Source organism: Acinetobacter sp. CAU_H_60 (assembly GCF_058599385.1).
The window spans coordinates 1,311,090-1,324,077 of sequence record NZ_CM178653.1; the positions used below are offsets into that span (position 1 = coordinate 1,311,090).

Genomic DNA, 12,988 nt, shown 5'->3' on the forward strand with positions numbered 1-12,988 from the left:
CTATACATAAGCAATAAAAAAGCACCCAAGGGTGCTTTTTTAATTTCAGGCTTGGCCTTCGACTTCTTCGACTTCATCATCGTCCGCACTGTCCATGCCGAGTTCTTTCAACTTACGGGTGAGGGTATTACGTCCCCAACCTAATAGTTCGGCTGCATGACGCTTACGACCACGGGTTTGTTGTAGTGCAGCATTGATGAGTGTGCGTTCAAACATTGGTGTAGCCACATCTAACAGCTTCATTTCGCCGTTTTTCAGTTTCTGGATTGCCCATTGACCCAGTAATTCATCCCAGTGATGCGGCGCAATTTGATTCAGGTTTGGAATTGGAGCACCCGGATCTTGCTGCTGAATTGGAATCTGTTTTAATTCAGGTGGCAGATCTTCTGGATAAACTTCACGGCCTGTGATCATCACGGTTAGCCAGCGACAGGTATTTTCAAGCTGACGCACATTACCTTGCCAAGGCAGCTTCTGCATATATTCCTGAGTTTCAGGACGTAAGATTTTAGGATTTACACCCAGTTCTTTACCTGCACGCGCCAGGAAGTGCTGTGCCAGCATTGGAATATCTTCAGAGCGATGTGCCAATTTAGGAATATGAATACGGATTACGTTTAAACGGTGATACAAGTCTTCACGGAAGCGACCATCATGTACCAGCTTTTCCAGGTCCTGATGGGTTGCAGCCACAATACGTACATCAACTTTAACCGGAATGTGACCACCAACACGATAGAATTCACCATCTGCCAGGACACGTAACAAACGCGTTTGTGTTTCAAAAGGCATGTCGCCAATTTCATCCAGGAACAGCGTACCGCCGTTGGCCTGTTCAAAACGGCCCTGACGTTGCGTATTTGCACCAGTGAATGCACCTTTTTCATGACCGAATAATTCAGTTTCAATCAGGTCTTTTGGAATTGCCGCCATGTTCAGTGCAATAAACGGTTTATTGCTACGCGGTGAATGGCGGTGCAGGGCATGCGCTACCAGTTCTTTACCTGTACCGGATTCACCATTAATCAGCACGGTAATATGTGATTGAGATAAACGGCCAATCGCACGGAACACTTCCTGCATCGCAGGCGATTCACCAATAATCTCAGTTGACTGAATCGTTGGTGCAGATTTGGCAGATTCTTGCTGCTGTAATTTGGTGATATGCAAAATCGCACGATTAACCAGTGCCAATGCTTCATCAATATCAAATGGCTTTGGCAGATATTCAAAAGCACCCGTTTGATAGCTGGATACCGCTGATTCCAGATCCGAATGTGCTGTCATAATAATAACTGGCAGATCAGGATTGGTATTTTTCACCTTGCCTAAAAAGGTCAAACCATCAATACCCGGCATACGGATATCGGTCAGGATCACATCAGGTGCATCTACGCCCAATTGATCAAGTGCTGACTGGGCTTCTTCAAAACTGGTAACGTCGAAACCTTCTTCTTTAAATGTTTTTTCTAGTACCCAACGCATGGCACGATCGTCATCAATCACCCATATTTTATTTCGCGACATGATCTGACTCCCAAGGTAAAAATAAGCTAAATACGGTTTTTCCTGGAACTGACTGGCATTCAATCATTCCGTTATGTTGATGCATAATATTTTGAGCAATGCTGAGACCTAATCCGGTACCTTTGGCACGGCTGGTCACCAGCGGGTAGAACACGGCTTCGATAATATCGTCTGGAACACCAGGACCATTATCTTCAATGTCGATTCGAACCACAGATCGGTGAATCACACCACTAATGGTATAAAGACGCTGAATCCGGGTTCTTAAAATGAGTTCCGGTTGATGCTCGACAAAGAAATCCTTGTTTTCTGTCATCGCCTGAACGGCATTCACGCAGATATTTAGCATGACCTGAATGAGCTGATCACGATCTGCCAGAACTTCCGGTAGGGACAGGTCATAGTCCCGGGTAATTTTAATTTTCTTTTTAGTTTGATTCACGATCAGTGAGCGGACACGTTCTAAAGGCTCATGCACATTGACCATTTCATAGCTTGGTAGCTGGCGTGAACCGAGCATGCTATCTGCCAGATTTCTCAGGCGATCCACTTCACTAATAATAATGTCAGTGAACTCTTTATATTTTGGATCTTCAAGGCTACGTGCCAGAAGCTGGGTTGCACCACGAATGCCACCGAGTGGATTCTTGATCTCATGTGCAACACCGCGAATTAATTGGCGCGCAACTTGATGCTGCTGGATATAGTTTTCTTCACGTGAGATTTTCAGCATACGGTCACGCTGATTCAGCTCGATCAACAATAAAGGATGATTTGGCTTGCCCGCATTGAGCAGGGAAACCGTATAGTCCACATGAATGTCTTTAAAGTTGACGATGATCGTCGCCTCACGGCGAGTATAAGGTTGGCCGGTATACAGCGTGTTATAGAGTGATTCTTCAGTGTTGAATTCATCTGTCGGCGCTTGAAGTATGTTCAATACCGGCGTACCTGATGCGCGTAACAGGCTGACATCAAACATGGCCTCGCAGGCCGTATTTAAGTAATAAATATTCAGATGACTATCAACCAGCATAATGGCAGTGGTCAGGTTGTCCACCAAAAGGCGATAGTCGATGGAAAGAGGCTGATCCATTAGCGGTGGTTTTCCTGTATTAAAATGGCGCAATGACATCTTCATAAAGCAAAATAACAATTTCAAAGTTCAGATTTGAGGCAAATTAAGCAAGATGCACGCCAACTTTAGAACTCTTGTTAAAATTTTGCTGAAAAATGCACGAAATCTGACGGGGATGCCCAATCAAACTCAGGTATAACGGATTAAATTGAGGCTGTAAACCTAAAATGATTCATTTTGGTGCATAAGCTTTTATATTGAATATTTTATGGCGTTATTTTAGTGCGTGATGCAAAGAGTGGCCATTTCAACTATTTTTATGATGCGAAAAGACATACAATACGCGCATTCTAGTGGAGCGCAGATTCATGAAGTCCCCCAAAGTCGGTTTTGTATCTTTAGGTTGTCCTAAGGCATTGGTAGATTCTGAACGAATTTTAACTCAGTTAAAGACTGAAGGTTATGATGTCGCATCGGATTATGACGGTGCTGATTTAGTAGTAGTAAATACCTGTGGTTTTATTGAATCTGCAGTACAAGAGTCTTTAGATGCCATCGGTGAAGCGATGAGCGCGAATGGTCGTGTTATCGTAACAGGTTGTCTAGGAAAAGACGAAGATAAAATTCGCCAAATGCACCCGAATGTCCTGAAAGTGACGGGTGCAGCAGCATATGAAGAAGTGATGGATGCGGTACATGAGTATGTTCCTGAGCCGCCAAAACACAATCCATTTATTGATCTGGTGCCTGAGCAGGGTATCCGTTTAACCCCTAAACATTATGCATACCTGAAAATATCAGAAGGCTGTAACCACCGTTGTACCTTCTGCATCATTCCAAGCATGCGTGGTGATCTGGTTTCCCGTCCAGTCGGTTCTGTGCTTGAAGAAGCTGCGGCACTGAAACGTTCAGGTGTTAAAGAAGTACTCGTGATCTCCCAGGATACTTCTGCTTATGGCGTTGACACCAAATACAAATTGGACTTCTGGAACGGTCAGCCAGTTAAAACCAAATTCTATGACATGTGTGAAGCATTGGGTCAGTTGGGCATCTGGGTGCGTCTGCACTATGTCTATCCATATCCACACGTAGATGCTGTGATTGATTTAATGGCTCAAGGCAAAATCCTGCCTTATCTGGATATTCCATTCCAGCATGCCAGCCCAAGAATCCTGAAGCTGATGAAACGTCCAGCACATAGTGAAAATACACTGGAGCGTTTAAAAGTTTGGCGTGAGAAATGTCCTGACTTGGTCATCCGTTCTACATTTGTGGTAGGTTTCCCGGGCGAAACGGAAGAAGATTTCCAGATGCTTCTGGACTGGCTGAAAGAAGCACAACTGGATCGCGTTGGCTGTTTTACTTACTCACCAGTTGAAGGTGCGACGGCGAATGATCTTCCAGACCATGTGCCGGAAGAGATCAAGCAAGAACGTTATGAACGTTTCATGCAGGTTCAGCAGGAAATTTCAGCAGCGAAGCTACAAAAACGTATTGGCCAGAAAATGACTGTGCTAGTCGATGACCTGGAAGAAGAATTCCCGGTTGCTGTAGCACGCTCATATGCGGATGCGCCTGAAATTGATGGTAATGTTTTTGTTGAAGATATCGACAAAAGTGTGATTAAGGCAGGGGATTTGCTTGAAGTCGAAATCACTGATGCAGATGAATATGATTTATTTGCTAAGCTGATCTCAATCAAGTCTGCTTAAGATTTTGAATTAAAAGAATTTATATTAAATAATTTGGAGTTTGATGATGTTGGATTCTAAAAAGCCACGATTTGGTCGCATCCTGCTAAAGCTATCTGGTGAAGCACTGGCAGGGAACAAAGACATGGGTATCGATGCACAAGTGCTCGATCAGATGTCACTTTCTATTGCGCATCTCGTGGGTTTGGGTGTACAAGTCGGTATCGTGGTGGGCGGTGGTAACCTGTACCGTGGTAGCCAGTTGCAAAAAGACGGTCTGGTAGGTCGTGTAACCGGTGACCAGATGGGTATGCTGGCAACTGTCATGAACGGTCTGGCATTACGCGATGCTTTGGTACGCCGTAATATTAAAACCCGTCTAATGTCTGCATTACCGATTGGTGCAGTGGTTGAATCTTATTCTAGCCGTGATGCGATTCGTCATCTGACTCAAGGTGAAGTGTGCGTATTTGTAGCGGGTACAGGTAATCCGTTCTTTACTACGGATACAGCAGCTTGTTTGCGTGGTATCGAGATTGAATCTGACCTGATCCTGAAAGCGACTAAAGTTGATGGTGTTTACAACAAAGACCCAAGCAAATACGAAGATGCAGTGAAATACGATACATTGACATTTGATCAGGTGCTGGACGAGAAGTTGGGCGTCATGGATTTAACCGCGATCTGCCTATGTCGTGATCATAATGTGCCACTTCAAGTATTTGACATGAACAAATCTGGCGCATTGCTTTCAGTGGTGATGGGTGAAAAAGAAGGAACTCACGTCACCAATTAATGACGCGAGCTACAAAGCCCTTTATACTACCTCCTAATTTAGTAAATACATCTTTTAAGAATTAAGTAAGGAAGATCATATGATTAACGATCTTAAAAAAGACGCAGAAGAGCGTATGAACAAGTCTCTTGACTCGTTAGAACATGGTTTCGCAAAAGTTCGTACCGGACGTGCGCATCCATCAATTTTGAACGGTGTCATGGTTCCTTACTACGGCTCTGATGTGCCATTGAACCAGGTTGCTAACGTAGGCGTGGAAGATTCACGTACATTGCTGGTTCAACCGTTTGAACGTTCAATGGTTGCTGCAATTGATAAGGCGATCCGTGAGTCTGATCTTGGCTTGAACCCGATTACTGCTGACGCGATCCGTGTACCAATGGCCGCATTGACTGAAGAAACTCGTCGTGACATGCAGAAAGTTGCACGTAACGAAGCTGAAAATGCCAAAGTTGCGATCCGTAACATCCGTCGTGATGTATTGGGTGACATCAAAGCATTGTTGAAAGAAAAAGAAATTTCTGAAGATGATGAACGTCGTGCATCTGACGAAATTCAGAAAATCACAGACAAATTTGTTGCTGAAGTAGACAAACGCTTGGCTGCGAAAGAAGCTGAATTGATGAAGGTCTAATTCATCAATGACCGCTTCTGAAGAAAATTCCCGTCTTCCAAAACATGTTGCCATCATCATGGATGGCAACAATCGTTTTGCCAAAAAAAATCAGATGCAGAAAGGCGATGGACACCGTGAAGGAAAAACGGTTCTAGACCCGATTGTTGAACATTGTAGAAAAAGAAATATCCAGGCTTTAACGGTCTTTGCATTCTCCAGCGAAAACTGGAACCGTCCCCAATATGAGGTCGACCTGCTCATGAAGTTGTTGGAAGACACGATTCATGAACAGTTGCCACGTATGCAAAAATTTAATATTGCTTTACGTTTTATTGGTGATCGGTCGCGTTTATCTCCTGAACTGCAAGCATTGATGTTGCAAGCAGAACAAAGGACTGCTAATTTCGATAGTATGACGCTTACCATTGCAATCAGCTATGGTGGAATGTGGGACATGGCACAAGCTGCAAAGCAGATTGCTGCGGATGTTTTAACAAATAAATTAGATCTTGAAGCAATTGATACTGATGTGTTCGGTCAATATGTCAGTTTGAGTGACTTGCCGCCTGTTGATCTGCTGATTCGTACCGGTGGAGATTTCCGCCTGTCCAATTTCCTGCTCTGGCAGGCAGCATATGCAGAGCTGTATTTTACTGAGACCTTATGGCCAGAATTTACCGTAGAGGAATTCGATGACGCACTTGCTGTATTTGGCGGGCGCGAACGTCGTTTCGGTAAAACATCAGAGCAGATTCTTCAAGAAAGACTTGAGAATTAATACACATGTTTGAGCGGATTATAACCGCATTGGTGCTGGTTGCAGTCGTACTAAGCTGTATGTTTGCGACCAAATCACAATATCCAATGTTCGCATTGATGGTTGTGGCTGCCGGGGTGGCAGGCTATGAGTGGTTTAAACTCATGCCGCGAAAATGTAAAAATGTAATCAAGCCAGTGGCGTGGGGCTATGGTCTACTGACTGCAGCCTTATCTGCACTGGCTTTATACTATTGGGATGTGGCCTTATTGTTGTGGTCAGCATCTATTCTGACCTGGTTGCTAAGTATCTACTGGGTTAAAACCTATCCTGATTATGATGGCTGGTACAATGTCAGCTTGCACGGCATCGGGATTGTGCTGGTTTCTGCTGCTGTTACAGCAATCTTCTCGGTTTGGCTAAACTCCCCGTGGTGGTTGATGTACCTGTTCCTGCTGGTTTGGGGTGCAGACAGTGGCGCTTACTTTGTTGGACGCAAGTTCGGCAAGAAAAAACTCGCACCAAATGTCAGCCCAAACAAGTCGGTAGAAGGCCTATATGGCGGTATTCTTACCTCCATGCTCATCGTGGTTGCCGTCGCTTCACTTTATCTGGATATGACCTGGCCAGAGCTATGTCTGTTCTTGATCCTTTCTGTTATTACCGTATTTAGTTCAGTGCTAGGTGACCTGTTTGAATCCATGATCAAGCGTCGTGCTGGAATCAAGGATTCGGGCCGTATTTTGCCGGGTCATGGTGGTGTACTAGATCGTATTGATTCTTTGCTTGCTGCAGCTCCTATCTTTGCAACAGGCATATATGTTTTAAAACTTATTGGCGTAGATTTATAAATGTCACAAGCTGTTTGTATACTGGGTGCTACAGGTTCAATTGGTCAAAGTACTTTAAAAATTTTGCAGCAACATCCTGAAGCTTACTCGGTTTTCGCTGTGACAGCGCAAAGTCGTATTACTGAGCTGGCAGAAATCTGTCAGCAGTACCGTCCTAAAGTGGCTGTAGTGCCTGCAAATAAAGTCGATGAGCTTTCTGAGCTGCTACAAGTGCAGGGCTTATCAGATATCAAAATTCTTCAGGACGAAGCAGGCTTAATTTCAGTTGCAGAGCATGCGGATGTTGATATCGTGATGGCAGCAATTGTCGGGGCGGCGGGCCTGCTTCCTACATTGGCTGCAGTCAAAGCGGGTAAGCGTGTCCTATTGGCCAATAAAGAAGCCTTGGTCATGTCCGGCGACATCATGATGCAAGCTGCGCGAGATTATGGTGCATTATTATTGCCAGTCGACTCTGAACATAATGCGATTTTCCAGTGCCTGCCTCAAAACTACTTTGATGCCGAACGTAATGGTCAACCTAAGCTCGGTGTTCATCAGATTTTACTGACTGCTTCTGGCGGTCCATTCCTGAATCATTCTCTTGAACAATTGCATGATGTGACGCCTGCTCAAGCCTGCAAACATCCAAACTGGTCAATGGGGCAAAAGATTTCTGTAGATTCAGCTACTTTAATGAATAAAGGGCTGGAACTTATCGAAGCGTGTCATTTGTTTGCAGTTCAAGAACAATTTGTTACAGTTGTTGTGCATCCACAGAGTATTATTCATTCCATGGTGCAATATGTGGACGGGTCGACATTGGCACAAATGGGCAACCCGGATATGGGCACGCCAATTGCACATGCTTTGGCATGGCCACAACGGATCAGTACCCATATCCCGGCTCTGGATTTGTTTAAGCATTCACAGCTGAATTTCCAGGAACCGGATGTGGTTCGTTTTCCGGCACTGAAATTAGCGCGTCAAGCCATGAAGAGTGGTGGGATTGCGCCTACAATTTTAAATGCGGCCAATGAAATTGCAGTTGCTGCATTTTTAAATCAGCAAATCAGATTTACCCAAATTCCTCAGGTGGTTGAAACTGTCCTGAACCAGATGGAAAATCAGCCAGCACATGATCTGGATACTATTCTGCATGCAGATCACACAGCACGAGGTTTATCACAGCAATATGTTGTGAATAAAGGAAGTTAAGACATGAACGCCTTGTTTATTATTGCAGCCGCAATCCTATTACTCGGTCCCTTAATTGCGATTCACGAGTTTGGTCACTACATTGTGGCACGTAAACTGGGCGTTAAAGTACTGGTCTATTCCATTGGCTTTGGGCCAACCCTCCTAAAATGGACTTCCAAAAAGTCCGGTATCCAATATCAGCTTTCAGCTTTGCCTTTGGGTGGCTATGTCAAAATGCTAGACGAGCGTGAAGGCAGTGTGGCAGAAGAAGACTTGCCTAAAGCCTTTAACCGTCAGCATCCCTGGAAACGTATTGCCATCGTTGCTGCGGGTCCTCTCATTAATTTGCTTTTAGCCGTTGTCCTGTTTTGGGTGCTTTTTTTACCTGCACAAGAACAGCTTAATACTCGCGTAGGCAAGGTCTTACCAAACACACCGGCAGCCGCAGTACAGATGCAGCCGGGTGACAAGATTGTCGCTGTAGATGGTGCGCAAGTCGAAACTTGGGAAAAACTGAGTTATGCCTTGGTAGATCGTGTGGGTGAGACTGGTGTGGTCTCGATTCAGGCAGACCGTGCGGGTGAAAACAAGATATTCCAGTTACCAATTCAAGACTTTCTTAAAGATCAAAGTCAGTCACCCCTTGATACACTAGGTTTCTTGCCATATCGTCCGGAAATTCCGGCTGTGGTGAGCAAATTGAGTGAAGATGGTGCAGCCATTCGTCAGGGTCTTAAAGAAGGTGACAAGATTCTGGCCATTGATGGTGTACAGATGAAAGACTGGTTCGATGTGGTACAGGTTGTACAGGCATCACCAGAAAAATTACTTAAGATAGATGTATTACGTGGTAATCAGGTCGTGCATCTTCAGGTCATGCCGCAAGGCAAACGTGACAATATGGGGAATGTAACCGGTATGCTCGGAGTTCAAAGTGATCCGGGCAAGGTGACAATTCCTGCTGAATATAAACAGACGATTCACTATACACCTGTTGAGGCGATGGTGATGGCCTTTGACAAGACAGCACATCTGTCTTCAATGATTCTGAACTCGATCGTCAAAATGGTACGTGGTCTGATTGGTCTGGATAATCTTTCCGGTCCGATTACCATTGCCAAAGTGGCGGGACAAAGCGCGGAAATGGGTTGGGAAACTTTTATTTCCTTTATGGCGCTAATGAGTGTAAGTTTAGGGATATTAAACTTATTGCCAATCCCAATGCTTGATGGCGGACATCTGGTTTATTATTTTATCGAATTAATTCGTGGTAAACCTGTTTCTGAACAAATACAATTGGTTGGATTAAAAATTGGTATGGTACTGCTCGGCAGTATGATGCTTTTGGCATTATTTAATGACTTTATGCGTTTATAATAACGTAAATGGAATAATTAACAGCGGAAAAGACTGGCATGCAGCACACACATTTATTTATGCCTTTGGCACTCGTTAGTGCAATGGCAGTAGCACAACAAGTATATGCGGCAGAAGACTTCATTGTACAAGATATAAAATTTGATGGATTGGTACGTTTAACTCCAGAAAATGTGTACGGCTTGGTGCCAATCAACAGTGGTGACCGGGTGAATGATCCGATCATTGCCAATGCGATTCGTAGCCTGTATGCATCTGGGCTATTTGATGACATTAAAGCCGTTCAACAAGGCAATACCTTGGTATTCCAGGTCGTAGAACGTCCGGTAATTTCGAAAATTGAGCTGAAAGGCAATAAGCTGATTCCAAAGGAAGCGCTTGAAGAAGGCCTGAAAAAAATGGGTCTGGCTGAAGGTGAGGTGCTGAAGAAATCTGCACTGCAAACAGTCGAAACCGAGCTGGAACAGCAATATATGCAGCAAGGTCGTTATGATGCCGATATTACGGTAACAACGACACCTCGACCAAACAACCGCGTTGAAGTGCTGATCGATTTTGTTGAAGGTAAAGCGGCTAAAGTTTTTGATATCAATATTATCGGTAATACTGTTTTTAAAGAATCAGATATCAAGCAAGCCTTTGCTGTTAAAGAAAGTGGCTGGAGTTCTGTCATTTCGCGTAATGACCGTTATGCACGTGAAAAAATGGCTGCGAGCCTGGAAGCTTTACGTGCGATGTATCTGAACCGCGGTTACATCAACTTCAATATTACCAATTCAAGTCTGAACCTGAGTGAAGATAAAAAGAATGTCTTTATTGAGGTTTCAGTCAATGAAGGCGAACAGTTTAAGTTTGGACAAACCAAATTCCTGGGTGATGCGCTTTATAAACCTGAAGAGCTGCAAGCTTTGCAGTTGTATAAAGAAGGCGACACATACTCTCAGGAACGAGTGAATTCGGTCAAGCAGCTATTGCTACGTAAATATGGTAATGCTGGTTATTACTATGCTGAAGTAAATGTTGTACCTCAGATTAATAATGAAACTAAACAGGTTGACCTGAACTATTATATTAACCCAGGTCAGCAAGTGACTGTACGTCGGATCAACTTCACCGGTAATTCTAAAACTGCCGATGAAGTATTACGTCGTGAAATGCGCCAGATGGAAAGTGCGCTGGCAAGCAATGAGAAGATTGACCTGTCTAAAGTACGTTTAGAACGTACTGGTTTCTTTAAAACAGTTGATATCAAGCCTGTTCGTATTCCAGGATCACCGGATCAAATTGATTTGAATGTGGCAGTTGAAGAACAGCATTCAGGTACAAGTACTCTAGCTGTTGGTTTCTCTCAAAGTGGTGGTGTAACGTTCCAGGCTGGATTAAGTCAGACTAACTTCCTGGGTACAGGGAACAGCGTTTCGATTGATCTGTCACGTTCTGAAACTCAAGATTACTATAACTTGAGTGTAATGGACCCGTACTTCACGATTGATGGTGTACGTCGCGGTTATAATCTTTACTACCGTAAAACAAAGTTGGATGATGACTATAACGTAAACAACTATGTTACAGACAGCTTGGGTGGTGGTATTAACTTCGGTTATCCAATTGATGAGAACCAGAGTGTAAGCCTGGGTCTGAATATAGACCAGACCGAAGTTACCACAGGGCCATACGTATCTACATATGTGGCTGACTATCTGGAACGTAATGGCGGTAAAGAAACCAAGCGTGGTGACTTCTGTCCAGGTCAGGTTGAATCTGCAACAGGCAACTGTGTAGATGCAAATGGCGCTCCACTTGATACCATCTCATATGGTCAAGAGTTTAAAGGTGATTTCTTGACCTATAACCTGAATCTGGGTTGGTCTTATAATACCTTGAACCGTCCAATGTTCCCGACGACAGGTATGTCACATCGTGTCAATGCAGAAATTGCCTTGCCAGGTAGTGATGTGGAATATCAAAAGCTCACTTATGACGCTCAGGCTTTCTTCCCATTAGGTAAAGACTTTGTTCTGCGTGGTTATGGCCGTTTAGGCTATGGTAATGACCTGCCTTTCTATAAGAACTTCTATGCCGGTGGTTATGGTTCAGTACGTGGTTATGAAAACAGTACCTTAGGTCCTAAATATCCAGGCGTATATTTCTCTGACATCGGCCGAACTGACCCATCCCCGGAAGAAGTGGGTGGTAATGCTTTAGTTCAGTTTGGTACTGAGTTAGTTCTGCCTGTTCCATTTAAGGGAGATTGGGCGCGTCAGGTTCGTCCGGTACTCTTTGCTGAAGGTGCTCAAGTATTTGATACTCAGTGTGATGTATCTAATGATAATATTTTCGTGAATGGCAGCTCGATTAGTGGTAAACAGTACTGTAAAGATAACTTTGGTTTCGATGCAGGCAATATGCGTTATAGCGTAGGTGCTGGTTTCACCTGGATTACCATGATTGGTCCATTATCACTGAGCTATGCATACCCGTTGAATGATAAAGACGGTGATGAAACTCAAAATGTTCAGTTTGAAATTGGACGTACTTTCTAAGAAGACTTTGATCTTAAATACAGATTTTGCTCATAAAGCCATCAGGTTTTGTGAGCAAAATTTTTTGAATGGGTAAAAATATGAAAAAAATGATGATGGCAATGGGTATTGCTTTAGCGGGTTTAACTTCATTGTCACATGCAGATGATTACGGAATCGTTGATCTGGAAAAAGTAGTACAAAACAGTACCTATTTAAAGCAGCAAAATGCTACTCTGGAAAATGAAATCAAGCCGCAAACCGCACAGATTGCACAGTTTCAAAAAGACCTTGCTGCAATCAAGCAAAAAGGTCAGGCTGCAAAAACACCAGCAGAACGTGAAAAAATAGCCAAAGAATTTGAAGGCAAAGCGACTCAACTGGCAGGGGTGCAGCAACAGGTACAGGCAACCGTGCAAACGCGTATGCAAAGTGTAAATAAAGCTTTTGAAGGAAATCTGAAGCGTGCTGCTGAACAATTACGCCAAGAAAACAAGCTAGATGTGGTTTTAAATAAAAATTCCGTACTTGCTTATGACGCGAAGTATGATTTAACTGATAAAATGATTCAAAAGGTTAATGCAATTAAATAAT

The 12,988-nt window shown here is 43.7% G+C and carries 11 protein-coding genes; 9 read left to right on the forward strand and 2 right to left on the reverse strand.

What is annotated here, in order from left to right; translation table 11 throughout:
* Positions 1-45 precede the first annotated feature (45 nt).
* Together glnG and glnL are read right to left on the reverse strand one after the other, a co-directional pair.
* Positions 46-1,527, reverse strand: a complete 1,482-nt coding sequence (glnG, locus tag AC4MBN_RS06030; protein WP_005235270.1) for a nitrogen regulation protein NR(I) — start codon at positions 1,525-1,527, stop codon at positions 46-48.
* A complete protein-coding gene (glnL, locus tag AC4MBN_RS06035) occupies positions 1,514-2,623 on the reverse strand; it encodes a nitrogen regulation protein NR(II) (protein ID WP_180017658.1) in 1,110 nt (369 codons plus the stop codon). The genes glnG and glnL overlap by 14 nt, the downstream gene beginning before the upstream one ends.
* Before the next feature lie 350 nt (positions 2,624-2,973).
* Here glnL and rimO point away from each other — a divergent pair, with 350 nt between their 5' ends.
* The 9 genes from rimO to AC4MBN_RS06080 all read left to right on the forward strand — a co-directional run bounded on the left by rimO (position 2,974) and on the right by AC4MBN_RS06080 (position 12,987).
* Complete coding sequence (rimO, locus tag AC4MBN_RS06040; RefSeq protein WP_004786172.1) at positions 2,974-4,317, forward strand: 30S ribosomal protein S12 methylthiotransferase RimO; 1,344 nt, start codon at positions 2,974-2,976, stop codon at positions 4,315-4,317.
* Positions 4,318-4,363: 46 nt separating this feature from the next.
* Positions 4,364-5,092, forward strand: a complete 729-nt coding sequence (gene pyrH, locus AC4MBN_RS06045) for a UMP kinase (protein WP_004786170.1) — start codon at positions 4,364-4,366, stop codon at positions 5,090-5,092.
* 79 nt (positions 5,093-5,171) lie between these two features.
* Complete coding sequence (frr, locus tag AC4MBN_RS06050; RefSeq protein ID WP_005235283.1) at positions 5,172-5,726, forward strand: ribosome recycling factor; 555 nt, start codon at positions 5,172-5,174, stop codon at positions 5,724-5,726.
* A gap of 7 nt (positions 5,727-5,733) precedes the next feature.
* The gene (uppS, locus tag AC4MBN_RS06055) at positions 5,734-6,486 is read left to right on the forward strand and encodes a polyprenyl diphosphate synthase (protein WP_179992307.1); all 753 of its coding nucleotides are present in this window, start codon (positions 5,734-5,736) and stop codon (positions 6,484-6,486) included.
* A 5-nt stretch (positions 6,487-6,491) separates the two neighbouring features.
* The gene (locus tag AC4MBN_RS06060; RefSeq protein WP_004786167.1) at positions 6,492-7,316 is read left to right on the forward strand and encodes a phosphatidate cytidylyltransferase; all 825 of its coding nucleotides are present in this window, start codon (positions 6,492-6,494) and stop codon (positions 7,314-7,316) included.
* Positions 7,317-8,513, forward strand: a complete 1,197-nt coding sequence (gene ispC, locus AC4MBN_RS06065) for a 1-deoxy-D-xylulose-5-phosphate reductoisomerase (protein WP_491880844.1) — start codon at positions 7,317-7,319, stop codon at positions 8,511-8,513.
* A gap of 3 nt (positions 8,514-8,516) precedes the next feature.
* The gene (gene rseP / locus AC4MBN_RS06070; RefSeq protein ID WP_104426204.1) at positions 8,517-9,872 is read left to right on the forward strand and encodes an RIP metalloprotease RseP; all 1,356 of its coding nucleotides are present in this window, start codon (positions 8,517-8,519) and stop codon (positions 9,870-9,872) included.
* Between the two features lie 83 nt (positions 9,873-9,955).
* Positions 9,956-12,415 (forward strand): outer membrane protein assembly factor BamA, encoded by a 2,460-nt coding sequence (bamA, locus tag AC4MBN_RS06075; protein WP_491880945.1) that lies wholly within the window; start codon positions 9,956-9,958, stop codon positions 12,413-12,415.
* 80 nt (positions 12,416-12,495) lie between these two features.
* On the forward strand, positions 12,496-12,987 hold the full coding sequence (locus AC4MBN_RS06080; RefSeq protein ID WP_213064459.1) for an OmpH/Skp family outer membrane protein: 492 nt from the start codon (positions 12,496-12,498) through the stop codon (positions 12,985-12,987).
* The last annotated feature ends 1 nt before the right edge of the window (position 12,988 follow it).